At 33.7% G+C, this 15,943-nt stretch carries 14 protein-coding genes, 1 other RNA gene and 12 pseudogenes; 8 read left to right on the forward strand and 19 right to left on the reverse strand.

Annotated elements, in window-relative coordinates; all coding sequences use genetic code 11:
- Positions 1-182: 182 nt before the first annotated feature.
- Together trmD and QW060_RS25895 are read left to right on the forward strand one after the other, a co-directional pair.
- Positions 183-859: pseudogene (gene trmD, locus QW060_RS25890) on the forward strand (tRNA (guanosine(37)-N1)-methyltransferase TrmD).
- A 140-nt stretch (positions 860-999) separates the two neighbouring features.
- Positions 1,000-1,152 carry a hypothetical protein gene (locus tag QW060_RS25895; RefSeq protein ID WP_290365501.1) on the forward strand — a complete coding sequence of 51 codons (153 nt, stop codon included), beginning with the start codon at positions 1,000-1,002 and terminating at the stop codon, positions 1,150-1,152.
- Here QW060_RS25895 and QW060_RS25900 read toward each other — a convergent pair.
- Positions 1,111-1,329 (reverse strand): annotated as a pseudogene (locus QW060_RS25900) (Sir2 family NAD-dependent protein deacetylase); the annotation flags it as partial. The gene QW060_RS25895 and the pseudogene QW060_RS25900 overlap by 42 nt on opposite strands.
- Before the next feature lie 56 nt (positions 1,330-1,385).
- Here QW060_RS25900 and QW060_RS25905 point away from each other — a divergent pair.
- Positions 1,386-2,064, forward strand: a pseudogene (locus tag QW060_RS25905) (TrmH family RNA methyltransferase).
- A 1-nt stretch (position 2,065) separates the two neighbouring features.
- Here the strand turns inward: QW060_RS25905 and QW060_RS25910 are convergent.
- The 8 genes and pseudogenes from QW060_RS25910 to murQ all read right to left on the reverse strand — a co-directional run bounded on the left by QW060_RS25910 (position 2,066) and on the right by murQ (position 6,764).
- Complete coding sequence (locus QW060_RS25910) at positions 2,066-2,632, reverse strand: TIGR03915 family putative DNA repair protein (protein ID WP_290365502.1); 567 nt, start codon at positions 2,630-2,632, stop codon at positions 2,066-2,068.
- An 8-nt stretch (positions 2,633-2,640) separates the two neighbouring features.
- Positions 2,641-2,823 (reverse strand): hypothetical protein, encoded by a 183-nt coding sequence (locus QW060_RS25915; protein ID WP_290365503.1) that lies wholly within the window; start codon positions 2,821-2,823, stop codon positions 2,641-2,643.
- Positions 2,823-4,079, reverse strand: a pseudogene (locus tag QW060_RS25920) (putative DNA modification/repair radical SAM protein). The gene QW060_RS25915 and the pseudogene QW060_RS25920 overlap by 1 nt, the downstream one beginning before the upstream one ends.
- 35 nt (positions 4,080-4,114) lie before the next feature.
- Positions 4,115-4,543: a hypothetical protein gene (locus tag QW060_RS25925; protein WP_290365504.1), complete on the reverse strand. Its 429-nt coding sequence runs from the start codon at positions 4,541-4,543 to the stop codon at positions 4,115-4,117.
- Between the two features lie 59 nt (positions 4,544-4,602).
- A pseudogene (locus tag QW060_RS25930) lies at positions 4,603-5,380 on the reverse strand (TerC family protein).
- Between the two features lie 10 nt (positions 5,381-5,390).
- Positions 5,391-5,763, reverse strand: a pseudogene (locus tag QW060_RS25935) (DNA topoisomerase IV).
- Between the two features lie 34 nt (positions 5,764-5,797).
- Positions 5,798-5,935: a DUF6095 family protein gene (locus tag QW060_RS25940; protein ID WP_290365505.1), complete on the reverse strand. Its 138-nt coding sequence runs from the start codon at positions 5,933-5,935 to the stop codon at positions 5,798-5,800.
- A 57-nt stretch (positions 5,936-5,992) separates the two neighbouring features.
- Positions 5,993-6,764: pseudogene (gene murQ / locus QW060_RS25945) on the reverse strand (N-acetylmuramic acid 6-phosphate etherase).
- A gap of 150 nt (positions 6,765-6,914) precedes the next feature.
- Between murQ and rnpB the strand changes: the two are divergent.
- Positions 6,915-7,225, forward strand: an RNA gene (gene rnpB, locus QW060_RS25950) — RNase P RNA component class A.
- Here rnpB and QW060_RS25955 read toward each other — a convergent pair.
- From QW060_RS25955 to QW060_RS25970, 4 genes and pseudogenes are all read right to left on the reverse strand, one after another.
- Positions 7,224-7,791 (reverse strand): annotated as a pseudogene (locus QW060_RS25955) (RsmD family RNA methyltransferase). The gene rnpB and the pseudogene QW060_RS25955 overlap by 2 nt on opposite strands.
- A complete protein-coding gene (locus QW060_RS25960; RefSeq protein WP_290363102.1) occupies positions 7,788-8,579 on the reverse strand; it encodes a DUF3822 family protein in 792 nt (263 codons plus the stop codon). The pseudogene QW060_RS25955 and the gene QW060_RS25960 overlap by 4 nt, the downstream one beginning before the upstream one ends.
- A gap of 118 nt (positions 8,580-8,697) precedes the next feature.
- Positions 8,698-9,537 carry a M4 family metallopeptidase gene (locus QW060_RS25965; protein WP_290365506.1) on the reverse strand — a complete coding sequence of 280 codons (840 nt, stop codon included), beginning with the start codon at positions 9,535-9,537 and terminating at the stop codon, positions 8,698-8,700.
- Positions 9,503-10,051: a gluzincin family metallopeptidase gene (locus tag QW060_RS25970; protein ID WP_290365507.1), complete on the reverse strand. Its 549-nt coding sequence runs from the start codon at positions 10,049-10,051 to the stop codon at positions 9,503-9,505. Before QW060_RS25970 ends, QW060_RS25965 begins: the two co-directional genes overlap by 35 nt.
- Before the next feature lie 40 nt (positions 10,052-10,091).
- Between QW060_RS25970 and QW060_RS25975 the strand changes: the two genes are divergently transcribed.
- Positions 10,092-10,247 (forward strand): hypothetical protein, encoded by a 156-nt coding sequence (locus tag QW060_RS25975; RefSeq protein ID WP_290365508.1) that lies wholly within the window; start codon positions 10,092-10,094, stop codon positions 10,245-10,247.
- A 17-nt stretch (positions 10,248-10,264) separates the two neighbouring features.
- Here QW060_RS25975 and QW060_RS28815 read toward each other — a convergent pair.
- Both QW060_RS28815 and QW060_RS25980 read right to left on the reverse strand, forming a co-directional pair.
- Positions 10,265-10,501 (reverse strand): annotated as a pseudogene (locus QW060_RS28815) (hypothetical protein); the annotation flags it as partial.
- A complete protein-coding gene (locus tag QW060_RS25980) occupies positions 10,468-10,665 on the reverse strand; it encodes a hypothetical protein (protein ID WP_290365509.1) in 198 nt (65 codons plus the stop codon). The pseudogene QW060_RS28815 and the gene QW060_RS25980, both read right to left, overlap by 34 nt.
- A gap of 405 nt (positions 10,666-11,070) precedes the next feature.
- On the opposite strand from QW060_RS25980, the pseudogene QW060_RS25985 reads away from it, so the two are divergent.
- Positions 11,071-12,481 (forward strand): annotated as a pseudogene (locus QW060_RS25985) (ATP-dependent DNA helicase).
- A gap of 28 nt (positions 12,482-12,509) precedes the next feature.
- A pseudogene (kdsB, locus tag QW060_RS25990) lies at positions 12,510-13,252 on the forward strand (3-deoxy-manno-octulosonate cytidylyltransferase).
- An 18-nt stretch (positions 13,253-13,270) separates the two neighbouring features.
- Here kdsB and QW060_RS25995 read toward each other — a convergent pair.
- Complete coding sequence (locus QW060_RS25995; protein ID WP_290365510.1) at positions 13,271-13,792, reverse strand: baeRF3 domain-containing protein; 522 nt, start codon at positions 13,790-13,792, stop codon at positions 13,271-13,273.
- A 32-nt stretch (positions 13,793-13,824) separates the two neighbouring features.
- Positions 13,825-14,160, reverse strand: coding sequence for a hypothetical protein (locus QW060_RS26000; RefSeq protein WP_290365511.1), 336 nt, complete (start codon positions 14,158-14,160; stop codon positions 13,825-13,827).
- A 617-nt stretch (positions 14,161-14,777) separates the two neighbouring features.
- On the opposite strand from QW060_RS26000, the pseudogene QW060_RS26005 reads away from it, so the two are divergent.
- A pseudogene (locus tag QW060_RS26005) lies at positions 14,778-14,993 on the forward strand (YciE/YciF ferroxidase family protein); the annotation flags it as partial.
- Between the two features lie 52 nt (positions 14,994-15,045).
- Here the strand turns inward: QW060_RS26005 and QW060_RS26010 are convergent.
- Both QW060_RS26010 and QW060_RS26015 read right to left on the reverse strand, forming a co-directional pair.
- The gene (locus QW060_RS26010) at positions 15,046-15,270 is read right to left on the reverse strand and encodes a helix-turn-helix domain-containing protein (protein WP_290365512.1); all 225 of its coding nucleotides are present in this window, start codon (positions 15,268-15,270) and stop codon (positions 15,046-15,048) included.
- Position 15,271: 1 nt separating this feature from the next.
- On the reverse strand, positions 15,272-15,730 hold the full coding sequence (locus QW060_RS26015; RefSeq protein ID WP_290365513.1) for a hypothetical protein: 459 nt from the start codon (positions 15,728-15,730) through the stop codon (positions 15,272-15,274).
- Between the last annotated feature and the right edge of the window lie 213 nt (positions 15,731-15,943).

A 15,943-nucleotide genomic window follows, 5' to 3' on the forward strand; every position in this document is an offset into this window, starting at 1 on the left:
TTTGTTTCGTTTTATGTTAAAATGAAACACAAATATACGTTTTTATAGCCTGTTTTTAAATACAAATATTTAAAGCTGTTGTTAAATATAACCAAAAGCAATTATCCGTTTCAGTACAGCATCTGATCTTCTTGCATTTTACAATTCATATTTTTGCCTTACTTTTGCTGAAATTTGATGATATGCGTATTGATATTATTACTGTTTTGCCTGAATTAATACAAAGTCCTTTTCAAGCTTCTATACTAAAAAGAGCAATTGCAAAGGGACTTGTAGAAGTTCATTTTCATAATCTGAGAGATTACAGCACCAATAAACACAAAAATGTAGATGATTATCATTCGGGGGTGGTGCAGGTATGGTAATGAGTATAGAACCCATTGATAAATGCATAACACAACTCAAAAGTGAACGCACATACGATGAAATTATATACATGACACCTGATGGCGATACACTGAACCAGCAAATGGCCAACAGCATGTCTCTTCTTAAAAATATCATCATCTTATGCGGACATTATAAAGGGGTTGATCAAAGAGTACGCGATCATTTTATTACAAAAGAAATTTCTATTGTTGATTATGTCTTATCCGGTGGTGAACTCGGAGCTGCGATACTCTGCGACACCATTATCCGATTGATACCGGAGTACTGAGTAATGAAACATCTGCCCTGACAGATAGTTTTCAGGACAATTTACTCGCACCGCCCATTTATACGCGACCAGCCGAATATAAGGGATGGAAAGTTCCTGATATTCTCTTAAGCGGTAATTTTCCCTGAAATAGAAAAATGGAGAGAGCAAAAAGCGTATGACCATACCAAAACAAGACGTCCTGATTTACTGGATGAGTAAAAGTTTATCCTTAGATAAGCTTTTATTTTTTTACAATTTCTGACATTAATTAAAGCGATTAAATCAATTTAAGTCCTCGTTTATCATTTATTTTTTTTAGTATCTTTATGACCATTACTAATTATTAAACCATCAAACTTATGACTCTGATTAAAAAAGCATCCTTTGGTATTCTATTATTTTTAGTACAACTACTGAGCTATAATGCAAAAGCTCAGGAAGGGCAAAACAGCCTTTTATGGAAAATTTCCGGAAATGGTCTTGTGAGCAGTATTAGGTTGGACTTCCTGTAACTGTTTTCTCCGTAAGTTATAAAAATCTAATACAAGCTTCGGGTTTCTCGCAAAACCCTCAGGAGTGGCAACTTCTGTTATATCATGTCCTTCCCATAATCCGTCTGAATCTCTGAATGTTTTAATACCGCTTTCTGCACTTATGCCGGCACCGGACAACACAACCAATTTTTTCATTATTTTTCTTTTTTTGTAAGTAATAGTATCTTTGCATAATAATAATTACGCCTTACATGAATCCTAATATACCTTCCCATCTTTTTAAAGATATTAATTATTTGAATTATTTGGAAAATATTCTTACCGAGAATCGTAAAAATAATTTCTTACAGGTTTTGCAAAACAGAACCAAACATTTTACCATTGCAGTAGAAGATATCTTTCAGTTGCACAATACCAGCGCTGTGATGCGCAGTTGTGAGGTCTTCGGAATACAGGAATTACATGTGATTGAACAAAAATATGGAAAAACAATTGATAAAGAGATTGCAATTAGGAGCTGAGAAATGGGTAATATTCACAGGTATAATTCTAATCAGTCCTGTGTAGATGAACTAAGAAAAAAAGGCTATCAGATGTAGCTACAACTCCTCATACCGATGCACATTTTTTAGAAGATTTGATATTACCAAACTTCTGCTTTGTTTTTTGGAACGGAACGCTTAGGGTTATCAGAAGATATTATGAAGCAGGCAGATACTTTTATAAAAAATTCCGATGGTAGGATTTACGGAAAGTCTTAATATATCAGTGTCAGCTGCTATCATCATTCAGGATCTTACAAATCGTTTGAGACGTTCAGATATTGCATGGCAATTATCAGAAGAGGAAAAAATTGAAAAAAGAATAGACTGGGCACGAAAATCTATAAAGGATATTGATTTTATTACGGATCGCTATATAAACCGTTGAGTTATTGTTTTTCATTTAAATATTTCCAATACCGTTTTGGTACATGTTGGATGTGCAATTTCATGTTTTTACGTTCTGTAATATTGGTACTTTTAAAATAATCTTTCCAGAGTTGATCAAAAAGGGATTCTTTTTCATCAGCTACTTCCAATGCTGGTAGAAGACTGTTGATCTCCTGTGGCATAAGCTCAATTTCATGTACCTGAATACCGTCATAAAAGATTCCGTATTTTCTTTGTTCGTCATATATAAGCCATTGCTGATCTGCATAACGGTTTTTAAAATGATGCTGAATTAGAGGGAGTACATTAAAATCAGGTTTTATAACAGTATAAAATAGTCCGTTTTGGGCTTTTTTAAAACGGATAAAAGCTTCCATCCGATGTTTCTCACGCGATACATTTTTAGCAATTTTTGAAACGCCCATAACATCAAAATTTCCATAGTCTCCAGAGATATCGGTTTTGGCTGTAAAAGCAAAAACAGCCGCATTGAAAATGTGTTGAAAAGCCACAGGTTTTTCAGATAAGTACGCTTTGTATAAGCTATTTATGAATGTTTTGTTCAATTGTTTGTTTAAGCCTTTAAAACCCGCTTTGCTTTTTCTTCATCTGAAAAAATAGTACTGCTTTCATCAAAAGCAGACGGTTGATGATAGATTGAAGATACAATTTCTACTTGTGAGTCTTTCATTTCAAACCGTTCAAAAATACAGCACATAAGACCTGTAAAACTTCCGTCAAAAACGTAAATCTTCATTAAAATAAAAGGCTTAACTGATCAGGATTATTTTTCAGGTATTTGGACTGGCTTTTTTCAAGAATCCTTTTTTTAATATACATAGGCTCCGGATCGTTTAGCTGAAACCTGCTGTCAGAACAGCGCATAAATATTTTGCCCGGTTAAAGGCTACTCCTAAATTTTTGAGTTGATATTCATGTATTCTTCCAAATTGGCGTGCCTGAACTATCTTCTTAGCTGATTTAACGCCGATTCCTGGAATTCTTAAAATCATTTTATAATCAGCGGTATTAATATCTACAGGAAAATACTGCGGATTTCGTAATGCCCAGCTCAGTTTGGGATCTACCTGTATGTCGAGATTCGGATTTTCATCATTTAGGATTTCCTGAACTTCAAAACCGTAAAAGCGCATGAGCCAATCTGTCTGATACAGCCTGTTTTCACGTAATAATGGTGGCTGTGTACCGATAACAGGCATACGGCTATCTTCTGATATCGGGATGTATCCGGAGTAATAAACCCTTTTGAGTTGAAATTCTTTGTAATAATTACGGGCAGTATACATGATGTCTTTATCGGATTCATCTGAAGCTCCGATTACCATTTGTGTACTCTGACCTGCAGGAACAAATTTGGGTGTGCTTTTTATGATACTGCGTTCGTTATTAAATTTTACAAGGTTATCTCTGACTACACCTAAATCTCTTTTTACTTCTTCATGTGATTTTTCCGGTGCGAGCAGCTTCAGGCCTGTTTCAGTAGGCATTTCTAAATTAATGCTCATTCTGTCAGCATACAGACCGGCTTCTTTTATCAGTTCTTCACTTGCTCCGGGATTGTTTTTAAATGGATATACCCATTGTAGCGCTGCTCAAGACGAAGCTTTTTAGCAATCCTTACCATACGCTCCATAGTATAATCTGCATTTTTAAAAATACCGGAACTTAAAAATAAACCTTCTATATAATTTTCTGCGATAAAAGTTCATGGTTAATTCTACAACTTCATCTACTGTAAAAGCTGCTCTTTGTACATCATTACTTCTGCGTGAAACACAAAAAGCACAGTCAAAAATGCATACATTGGTCAAAAGTATTTTAAGCAGAGAAACGCATCTGCCATCCTCAGTATAGGTATGACAAATTCCTGCACCGGTATCTCCAACACCGTCTTTAGTAATTTTTTCGGTTGCTTCCGCTTGATGAGCAGGAAACATCATATTTTGCCGCATCGGCAAGTATTTTTAATTTCTCTCTTATTCTTTCTGACATAATTCCTTGACAATTAGAGCTAAAAAAAGTAGTCTTTAAAGAAGACTACTTTCTGTAAAGATATTTATTTTTTCGGTATAATTTGACATGTTGTGTCCTTTTTGGTCATCATCTACAAAAGACTGTACCATTCTTACCACATTTCTCAACAATGTTTCTTTGTTTTTTGCATAGTCTTGTTTGTACAATGACATTTTATTGGCCAATGTTGAAGAATCGTCTGTTAATTGCTTATCACCAATATTAATTCTGATACCAATAACAGCATTATCCGGTACATCTTTAAATACAGATGTAAGATTACCTCTCCAGTCAAAATCTTTCAGATCGTTAAAACGATCCGCATTAATTGTCATCACCACTGTTCTCACAGTATCAACAATTTCAATTTCAGATTTTACTTCCTGCGCCTGTAGGCTTGAAAAGCCAAGAACTGCAAAAAAACATAGTACAAATTTTTTCATAATTAAATTTTTTAATGTTCTATTAAAGTTACGAATTTCTCTGTAAAAAAGAATGTGTTTTAGTTGCTTTTTTTCCGCATTTTCATATTTAAAAACTCTACCGCCAATGAAAATGCAATGGCAAAATAGAGATACCCTTTAGGTACAGCTCCTACTTTCTGTCCTGCTAATTCAGCCCCGGAGAGATGCATACTTTCTGTAGTAAGCATAAACCCGATCAGGATAAGAAAAGAAAGTGCAAGAATTTGTATGGAAGGATTTTTATTTACAAAGTTTCCTACAGGAACCGCAAATAGCATCATAACTCCAACCGATATGATTACAGCAGCAATCATGATATAAAGAGCTCCTTCAATACCATTGGTCATACCTACGGCAGTAAGAATACTGTCTACAGAAAAATCAAATCAATCAATAAGATTTGCATGATGATGGAGCTAAATGATTTTACCGCTGTCTTTTTAGCATTGGTAGATTCTGTAACATGGTCAATATGGTTGACTTTTTCATGAATTTCTTTGGTGGATTTATAAATCAGAAAAATTCCTCCGGCAAGTAATATTATTGCTTGTCCATTGAAATCAGCTTTAAACCAGCTCCAGTCAACACTAAACCAGGGCGCTTTCATAGCAATAAGGAATGAAATTCCGAATAACATGGCAATTCTCATAAACATGGCCAGGAATAAACCTATTCTGGTTGCTTTTTTTCTTTGTTCTTCGGTAATTTTCCTGTAACAATAGAAATGAAAATGATATTGTCTATTCCTAAAATAATTTCAAGAAAGGTGAGAGTCAAAAATGCAATCAGAGCATCAGCCGTTAATAAAGCTTCCATAGGTCAGATATTAGTCAATTTTTTTGATAGTGCCTTTTTGTTTGTTTACATCGCCTACAATGCCATACTCAAAGGTATACTCATTGTCTTTAGTGGTCAATATTCTCATAGAAACTCCTTTTTGCTCTGCACGGTTTTTCGGATGTAATTTTTGTAATACATATTCGCAATCATTTACCCATCGTATAGAAGCCGTGTCTGTTTTTTCCATTATAGGTTTCTATCTCAATATTTTCTTTTCTGATAAAAGTTGAAGTATGTTTTACACCTTCAATCTCCTGTTCAAAAACAAAAGTACCGGTTCTGAAATCCTGACATTTTTTTTCCTGATTGTAACAGGAAACCAATACTATAGCTACAGGTAATAGTAAAAACTTTTTCATTATTTATTCGTATTAGGGTCGTTAAAAAATCCACTTACCAAGTAGTAAGTCCTTTAAAGAAAAAGAACATGGAAAACAAACAAATCAGAATTCCTAAAATTAATACCGGGTAGTAAAGTGGGTGTTCTGAATTCTTGAAAGAAGAATTGATGATTACCGGGCCAACAAACATTAACGGAATGGCAAAACCATTTTTTGCAGGCCTTTGAATAATTTTGATCTGTTGGTATTATTTGTTGTCATGACTGTTGTATTTATCAATGGCATTACGGACATTTCCGTATGAGGTTATTAATTGTTCTGCTGTTGTAAAATCAACTTTTAGCTCTTGTTGTACCATTTTGATGGCTCTGTTTACTAATTTGTCATTAGATAGTTTCATATCTACCATTTTGTTTCCTTTTACATGACCAAGCTGAATCATGGTAGCGGTAGAAATCATATTGAGGATTAGTTTTTGTGCTGTCCCTGCTTTCATGCGTGAGCTCCCGGTTACAAAATTCGGGACCTACAATTACTTCAACCGGAAAATCAGCTGTAATAGCAATCGGACTCCCTGCATTACATACAATACATCCGGTAGGAATTTGTTGCTTTTTACAGAATTCAAGTCCACCCAAGACGTAAGGTGTAGTTCCGGATGCTGCTATACCGATTACAAAATCTTTGGAAGTGATATGATGGTTTTCTAAATCTGTCTGTGCTTGTGCGGTATTATCCTCTGCATTTTCCACTGCTTTTCGGATGGCCTGATCGCCACCTGCTATAAGTCCGTTTACTAAATCAAAAGGAACTCCAAAAGTAGGCGGGCATTCAGAGGCATCTACAATCCCCAGTCTACCGGAAGTTCCTGCTCCTATATAAAAAAGACGTCCTCCGCTACGAAGCTGATTGATTACCTGCTCAGTAAGACGTTCGATTTGTGGAATCACTTTCTCTACAGCCAAAGGTACGGTCTGATCTTCCCGGTTGATGTTTGACAATAATTCGCCTATTGTCATTTTCTCCAAACCGTCATAATAAGAAGAGGATTCTGTTGTTTTATAAAACTCATAGAAACATTAATTTGTAAACAAATTTAGTGAATTTTTGAGGTCTTTTTATATTAATTTTAGGGGCTTGATTACTTTTATTTACCTAACTTTGCGCTCATAGTAGACCGCCTTATCGCTGGTTTTAGATCAGAGGAAAGTCCGGGCACCACAGAGCAGTATAGCGGGTAACACCCGTCCGTCGGAAGATGAGGACAAGTGCAACAGAAAGTATGTACAGTTCGGCTGTAGTGAAACCAGGTAAACTCTATACGGTGAAATGCCATGTAAACTGATGTTTGAGAGCTGCTCGCTCAAGTCAGAGGGTAGGCAGATAGAACTCCCGGGTAATCGGGAGTGTAGATAAATGATAAGGGGAATTTTTCGTATGAATTATTTTACAGAACCCGGCTTACAGGTCTACTATTTTTATTCCTCTTCATTTGTATCTTCTTCTTCAGTAAATTCAAAAAATGAAAAAATAGAAGAACCGTATTTTCTACTGGATGAAAAATAGGGCAGATGTTCGAGTTTTGTCTGTGGTGAATGTTCTATAATCAGCATTCCTTCCTCATTTAGTAAGTCATTTTGAAAAACAAGTTCTGCAATTTTTTCAAATTGCTCCTGAGAAAAATCATACGGCGGATCGGCAAAAATAATCATCATAAGAAGTTTTTGCTTTTTCAAGAAATTTATAAACATCAGATTTAACAGGGTTGATGTTCATATCAAATTCTTTAGCCGTTTGTTTGATAAAGTTGACACAGCCAAAATCAGTATCAACCGATGTAATTTCTTCTGAACCTCTGGAAGCAAATTCATAACTGATGTTTCCAGTTCCTGAAAATAGGTCAAGAATAGTCAATTCTGAAAAGTTGAAATGGTGGTTTAATATATTGAATAAAGATTCTTTACTCAAATCTGTTGTTGGACGTACAGGTAGTTTTTTGGGTGCAGTAATTCTGCGGCCTTTATATTTTCCGGAAATTATTCTCATGAGTTTAATAAAATAAAGTGTTTTTTGAGCTCATCTTCTGTAATGTTAAAGACACTCGCCTGTGTTTTATGATCGTATACAACAATATTTTTTATATAGGTATATGCCAAAGTGAATAATTCTGATCCGCTATCAATTTGTCCGAAAAGATGTAAAGTATGCTGATGAGTGTCGAGCTTAAGCTGTTCAAAAACAAACAGAATATAGTATATAAAATCCTGTGCAGTTTGGTATTCAAAACTATTAAAAAAGATAAACTCGTTTCCTTTCATCACAATTACTTCAAAATGATGTTCTGAAATACAACTGTAAACAGAAGAAACTCCTGAAGGGAAATCGGTTTGTAAAATATATTCTAGGAAGGCTGTGTTTACATTTTTGAAAGTAAAACCTCCGAATTGGTCAATAAAAAAATTATTGAATTGTACATAAGGAATGTAAATATTCTGTAATTGATGAGAAGAAATTTCATCATAATCAAAATAATCTGTAGGAAATATCTTTACGTTATATTGTAAATAACTCCCCAGATTATCTGCGTCAAATAAAGCACTTGGGACAAATGTATTTAGGGAATTGTCATGCAAAACCAATATATCATCGTAAGAAACCTGTAGGAGCTCATTTTTGCTGAAAATAACTTCTAACTGGTTTTCCAGGGGTGCCAGTTGATTGAGACTGATACTTTTTAAATGAGAGATTTCATTGTTTAATTTATTCTTGATTCCAAATGAAAATTCATTTAAAGAAACTTTAATGATCAATCGATTATATAGCTGGGTATTCATGCCTAAACAATTTCAGCAAATGTACGCTTTTATTGATTAACATTAAAAAGACACATTTCTTATTTATGATAAAAGCCGGCATTAAACCGGCTTTCAGATAAGTAAATCAATCGAATAATTATTTGATGATTAGTTTTTTAGAAAAAGATTTTCCGTTTACATTGAATTTCAGAAGGTAGATACCTGCCTGTACCTCTGATACATTGATGGTATTTTGTCCTTCTTCCAGACTAACTGAATTTCTTATTTTTTTACCTAAGATATTATAAATTTCAAAAGTAGTAGCTTCAGATAAACCGACATTTATAGTAAAGATTTTATCAATTGTTGGATTTGGATATACAGAAATGTTATTGTTGAATTCATTTTCACTTACAGCTGCACTTCTGTCACCAATACCCACTGCCCACCATGCTTCGCCTACTTGTTTTAATTCATTTGAATTAGCGCCGTATAAATCAGCAGCAGCAATTCTTGATGCATTATAAGCATCGATATATTGTGCGTTTGGAGTCAGCATATTAAGGGTTCTGTAAGCAATTTTTTCTGCTTTTTGTATGCTAATACCAGTTACATTATATTGATTATTAATATCATTGGTTCCTGAACCACCTACGCTAAGTAAATAGAACCAGTGATTTCCTACACCACTATTGATATGCACACCACCATCATCTACCGGTGAGGTTGTTGATGCCCAGTATGTTCCCTTATAGGTGTCTGGCTGTTGCAGCCCATACATTGCACTTCCTGATTTTGGAGCAGACATACTTCTCATATACCCTGGAGATGGTGTAAACACATCTTCACCTACAGTCCAGTTTGGCGATAAATTGGTGTAAAATTCAATAGCTGTTCCAAATATATCAGCAAAACTTTCATTTAATGCACCTGATTCACCCTGATAGGTCAAATCTCCATTATCACTTCTTGAAATTACTAAGTGAGAAATATTCATGTCCGGCAACATCTAATCCTACTACCGGAGTCATAAAACCAGCTTCACCGCTTCCATAAACCATTCCTACAATAAAGTCCGGCTGATCGATTGCTCCTGCATTAGAATCTGTACCCATAATTGCTCCTGCATTATAGTAATTTCTTACGATAGCACCATTACCGTCAAAACTGTTTCTGTTGTGTATGTTTTTATAATAATCATACGTTTTACCCATTCCCCAATGAACCTCTACAGCCGGTCTTGCGGAAACTGAGTTAAAAGTAGTTGAAGAACTCGTGTATTCTGAAGTTCCTGTAAAGACTCCATTGTTTATTCCGTTAATGTTTGTTCCGTTTAAGGTATGAATGTTACGTCCGGTATCCTTTAATCGGTATTGTCCGTTGTAACTGTCAACTGTAATCGGCTGTGTATTTCTGTAATATGTAGTTCCTGTTCCCTGTACATCTGCGTGTTTGATTTTACTATATTCATTAATGACAGCACCAGACTGCGCGTCAATATATAATACCATACTTTTAAGTGGAAAGGCAGAAGAAAGGGTTATTTTTTTTATGAAAACCAATTGCGCATTTCCTTCTACAGGTATTTTTGCAATGACATTTTCTACAGCATTGATGGTAGCATTTTCAATACCAAAATGTCTTACTGAAGCTGCAATGGCATCTTCATCAGTAACAGAGGCAGTTGTATTTAATTCTTTAAATTGACTGATTTGTCCGTTTACTACCTGAACGATATTATTTTTTGAATGTACCAGAATGAATTCTCCATCTATTTTATGACCATCAAAAAGATGCTGATAGCTTTGATGATTAATACCTAATGCATCTGTATACTCTTTAACGAGTTCAAAAGTATGCTTAGCATCTAATGAAAACCATTCGTTGAAACTTCCTGTTAATTCGGTGGTAGGAATGGAATAGTTTTCTAACTCTGAGACAAAAAACCGTATGTATTCAATACTACTACTTTAGGTAGTTTGTTGTCTGAAATTATCTGATGTGTACTGTTGAAATTTCCGGGTAATTTGTTTGCATATAAGGTGTTGGAAAATGTAAAAATCGAAGAAGTACCCAATAAAAATGACAGTACTTCTCTGTTAAATAAAATGTTGTTTCTCTCCATTTTTTCGTCTTTTAATTGAAAATGATTTCCCAAATTTAGAAAAAAGAAAGTTCAATTTGTTGTATTGAGATGTTTTAAGCATTAGTTTAACAGTACTACTCATAACTATTTTATTTAAGATTTAAATGAGTTTTTGATGTTTTTTATTTTGTATTATATTTTTCTATATTGATTTTAATTGTTAAAAAAATAATTCTTATTCAATATTTTAGGAGCCATTATAGACACATTGAGTTTCAGATCAAAATAAAAAAGAGTTTAATCTATTGTTTATGAGTGTTTTATTATTTTTTATCTTAAAAAGACTTACTGTTATTTTAAAGTTTTTAAAACCTTCCACAAATCTTATTCTGATTTAAAAACATCTTATCTTTGATAACTTAATTTATTAAAAGAATTACATTGATGACTCCTTCAGAATTTTATCATTTGGTTAAAAGTAAATTCCCTTTTGAGACTACTTTGAAACAGGATATTTTCTTACAAAAGGTAGTCCAGTTTGTTACAAATGATCAGCAAGATGAAATATTTGTTTTAAAAGGATATGCAGGTACTGGTAAAACGACATTGATTTCTACTCTTATTAATCAGCTTCGTCACATCAATAAAAAATATGTAATGCTGGCACCAACCGGTAGAGCTGCTAAGGTTATTGCTAACTACTCCAGTCAACCGGCATATACCATACACAAGCGTATTTAATTATCCTAAAAAAGATAAGAATACTGGAATGGCATTTACCATGCAAGCTAATAAATTTAAAAAACCATTTTTATCGTCGATGAAGCTTCCATGATTTCTGATGTGAGTACAGATACTAATATGTACACTAATGGTTCGTTATTGGATGATTTATTGTATTATGTCTATTCAGGACAAAATTGTAAATTGATTTTAGTAGGAGATACGGCACAGTTACCACCCGTGCATCAGGAAGTAAGTCCGGCGCTCAATACTGATACACTTTCTCTCAATTATCAGATGGAAGTTACTCATATTGAGTTGGATGAAGTAATGCGCCAGGAGTTAGATTCCGGTATCTTATATAATGCTACTGAGTTAAGAGAACTTTTAGATTCTTATTTTTTAGATACTTTTCAGTTTGATGTAAAACCATTTAATGATATCGTTCCTCTGCAGGATGGGTATGAGATACTGGACGCTATTCAGGATGCCTACAGTAACCATGGAGTAGAAGAAACGGTTTTCATAGTTCGTTCCAATAAAAGAGCCAACCAGTACAATCAGCAGATCCGCTATAAAATATTAGATAAAGAAAGTGAAATATCAGTTGGTGATATGGTTATGGTTGTAAAGAATAATTATTTTTGGCTCAAAGACAACCAGACTGTTACCGACTTTATTGCAAATGGAGATATCATGGAAATTCTACAGATTTATAAAATAGTAGAATTATACGGGTTTAGATTTGCTTCGGTAAAAGTCCGTATGATCGATTATCCGGCACTTCAGCCATTTGATACGATTGTATTTCTGAGTACTTTAGAATCGGAATCTGCTTCTCTGTCTTACGACGAAACCAATAAATTGTATCAGGAAGTATTATTGGATTATGAAGATGAGCGAACAGCTTATAAAAAAATGCAAAAAGTAAAAGAAAATGAATATTTTAACGCTTTACAGATTAAATTTGCTTATGCGGTAACCTGTCATAAATCTCAGGGGGGACAGTGGAATACCGTATTTTATAGAACAGCCATAATTACCAGATGGCATTTCCAAAGAATATATCCGATGGCTCTACACAGCAATGACACGTGCAAAAGAAAAATTATACCTTATTGGTTTTAAATAGTTTTTTTTCAGGAATAATATATAGAAACATGAAAGTAATAGCAGTAATACCGGCACGATACGCATCTACGCGTTTTCCTGCTAAACTGATGCAGGATCTTGGTGGTAAAACAGTAATTTTAAGAACCTACGAGGCAGCTCTTGGCACACAATTATTTGATGATGTTTTTGTTGTCACAGATTCTGATCTTATTTTTAATGAGATCGTAAACAATGGAGGTAAAGCTGTAATGAGCATTAAAGAACATGAAAGCGGAAGTGATCGTATTGCTGAAGCCATAGAAAATATTACATGTGATATTGTGATTAATGTTCAGGGCGATGAGCCTTTTATAAACAAGAGTAATATAGAAAGTCTTATTAATATCTTTAATGAAGATAGAAACCATACTGTAGACTTAGCCTCTTTAATGTTTGAAATTTCAGATCAGGCCGCAATAGAAAATCCGAATAATGTAAAAGTAGTCGTAGATCAAAATAATTTTGCACTTTATTTTCGCGTTCAGTGATACCGTATCCGAGGGATATCAATGTTGGTGTTCGTTATTTTCAACATGTAGGGGTGTATGCTTATCGAAAACAGGCACTTATTGATTTTTCAAATCTGCCGATGAAAACACTTGAAGCTTCAGAAAAACTGGAACAGCTGCGATACCTTGAATTTGGAAAACGAATCAAAATGGCGGAAACAAATCATACGAGCATAGGAATAGATACGCGTGAAGATTTGGAACAGGCCAGGCTATTATTAAAACAAAAAGGTTCGATATAAATCGAACCTTTTTGGTATTTAATAACGGGTTTTGAGCGCTATGTTCCCGAGATTTTTTATTTCATCCTGACTGGTAAATATTGCTTTACCGTTTTTATTGATTACTTCCCATGCAATAGTACTTGTAATATCATCTATCACACCTGTTTCAGAGGCATTTTCTGCGAGATCAAAGGTGCGTTCATCTTTCATTTTTACAGGTTGTGTGAAATTTTGATGGACAATAAGTAAGTCTGCATTTCCATCAAGAGCAGCCTGATAAATTTCCTGAAGATCCGTCAGAACTTCACCTTTTGAAACCGCCTGATTCATTTTTTCAATAAGTTCACTGCGTTCTTTTTTCTGTAAGTCGGTAACAATCTCCCACGCTCCATGACTCAGGTCTTTCTTTGTAAAACTGTTGAAATTCAGGGAAAAATGTCCGGAGTATAAATTAGGCCGGTCGGCAACCAATTTTAAAGTATTGAAATTATCATGTGTGGTCGCAACAACACATCTGAGATTAAGAAGATCCAATTTCAGCAATAACGGCTTTATCAACAATATTAAAAAACTCCTTTACAAGATGTTCATTACTGTTCGCTTTTTTTGTTTAAATGGATAAGGTTGTACTTTTCTTCATTAAACGGGAAATCATCTGTTTCTATTTCTCGTATGAGTACATCATTATTCGCTAAATATAAATGCACATTCTTTTGTGTAAGAAACAGAATATAGTATTCTTCTTCACGATTATAGTTTTTGATAAGAGAGCGTATGGCGAATGTCTCATCAATGAGTACCCCCTCATTCGTTACCGGCCAGTTTGATCGGATAATTTCAAGGGTATCATTGGAAATAAAAATATGAATACTTTCAATATTTTTATCGACTTCAAAACCACTTTTTACTTTCTCTAAGTTTGACAAAAGAGAAGCGATTTCTTTTTTGTTAAATTCAGATTCAAGTCTTTGTTCAGCTTCTTTTATATAGTTTTTTAATCGGATTTCATCCTGAAGATTATCAGGAATCGTTCTGTGTGTATTAAAAAGAAATAGTTACACATGCTTTGTTTTTCTCCTTTGCTAATTTTAATAACTGTTCTTTAATTGCCATATAATAGATTTTAAATGTTAATAAATTTTTTAAGCATTTTTAACACTTAAATATAATCATTTGAAAGTTAACGATCAATTATATAACAGGCTTTTGCATTTCTTTAGCATTTAAAAAGGGTTATGCTTTACAAGCATATATTACGTGAAATGTTCTTCTTTATCAATAGCTTTGGTTGTATTGAATAAATACTTTCGAATATTCAAATGTCAATTGATAGGTCAGAATGCTCTTTCAGTAATTATAAACAAATTTGATGAAGTATTTAGTCAAATTAAAACAGGCTCAAAAAGTTGCATTTCTATTGGTTAGGATTGGTTAATAGATTTTGTACCATAATACTAACGAAATAGGTTGTTTATAATCGAAGAGGTAATCGGATGTTTCATTTATTTATGAAACTTAGTTTAAAAATAGTACTGATACAGGACCGGTAAGAAATGCGGTAATCATTTCAGCGTCTCAAAAAAGTAAGCATTATGAAATTGCCTTCTTTGGTACTTTGGCTGACTTTGCAAAAACATTAGGAGAAACCAAAGTAGCCAAGCTTCTTGTGGAAACTCTGAATGAAGAAAAAGAGGCTGACGAAACTCTATCTAAATCAGCTTATAATAATATCAATTTTAAAGCTTCAAAAGAAGATTAAGAAGCATTACAGAAAAAGAAATACCGCAATCATAGCGGTATTTTTTATGATATCAATTGAGAGCTTTTTCAATTATCGACTGATTCCTTATTTCTTTTGGAGTCTTACCAGTATGCTTTTTAATAAAATGCCCAAAATTTCCTTCGTCATTAAAATCCAATTCGAATGATATTTCGCCGATGCTCACCTTTGAATGTTTTAAAAGCCTGATGCTTTCTTGTAATAAACGTTCAGTTATTATTTGTTTAGGAGTTTTACCTAAAACTTGCTCAGTCATTTCAGTTAATCTTCTGGGTGTTTATATTTAATTTATCAGCATAATACTTCACAATTTTGTGTTGTTTGTAATTGGTGTGAAGCATAACACGGAATCTGTTAACGATGTCAATATTTTCAAAGTTACCGCGAGTAGCTTCAAGACTGTTATCTCCAATATTTAAAAAGCCATCCAAAATCAAAGCTTCAATAGTATTGTGTGCAATAGAATTATATAGTCCGCTATCTTTATCCTGATACAGTTCAAGTCGTTCAATAGCAAATCTTTTTATATCATGTTCGGGTTTCCGGGTAGGAGATATGAAAATATCTTCTGTGAGATTGTAAAATAATTCTGAGTTAAGAAACATGCTGTCTTTAGCTGACCTTTCATAAAATGAAGCAGAAAATGCAATTAAATAAGTGTTTTCTTCTTCAGTGTTTTCCTGATAGGTAATATTATTATGCGGACCAATATACACTATATTCGGACCTTTTATTTCATATTCTATTCCTTCAACAGTAATGATTGCATAATCAAAAACAATATAAATGCAATAATAGTCAAGTGTATTAAAATTCTTTTACCTCCATTAAAGCTAATGATTTTTTGAGTGTATTAATACTAAACCCATTTGTCTTCAATTGCTCTGTAAGTTGAAAATTTATCATAATAATATTTTAAAAGAAAAATA

This window comes from Paenimyroides ceti, assembly GCF_030409925.1.

Excerpts from the sequence above, each read along its gene's own strand:
- QW060_RS25965 (WP_290365506.1), bottom strand. The coding sequence starts at position 9,537 with ATGAATATTTCTCACTTAGTAATTTCAAGAAGTGATAATGGAGATTTG.
- QW060_RS25960 (WP_290363102.1), bottom strand. The coding sequence starts at position 8,579 with ATGAATACCCAGCTATATAATCGATTGATCATTAAAGTTTCTTTAAAT.
- QW060_RS25940 (WP_290365505.1), bottom strand. The coding sequence starts at position 5,935 with ATGTTTGTTGGCCCGGTAATCATCAATTCTTCTTTCAAGAATTCAGAA.
- QW060_RS26010 (WP_290365512.1), bottom strand. The coding sequence starts at position 15,270 with ATGACTGAGCAAGTTTTAGGTAAAACTCCTAAACAAATAATAACTGAA.
- QW060_RS25895 (WP_290365501.1), top strand. The coding sequence starts at position 1,000 with ATGACTCTGATTAAAAAAGCATCCTTTGGTATTCTATTATTTTTAGTA.
- QW060_RS25970 (WP_290365507.1), bottom strand. The coding sequence starts at position 10,051 with ATGGTATTATATATTGACGCGCAGTCTGGTGCTGTCATTAATGAATAT.
- QW060_RS25915 (WP_290365503.1), bottom strand. The coding sequence starts at position 2,823 with ATGAAGATTTACGTTTTTGACGGAAGTTTTACAGGTCTTATGTGCTGT.
- QW060_RS25925 (WP_290365504.1), bottom strand. The coding sequence starts at position 4,543 with ATGAAAAAATTTGTACTATGTTTTTTTGCAGTTCTTGGCTTTTCAAGC.
- QW060_RS25975 (WP_290365508.1), top strand. The coding sequence starts at position 10,092 with ATGAAAACCAATTGCGCATTTCCTTCTACAGGTATTTTTGCAATGACA.
- QW060_RS25980 (WP_290365509.1), bottom strand. The coding sequence starts at position 10,665 with ATGGAGAGAAACAACATTTTATTTAACAGAGAAGTACTGTCATTTTTA.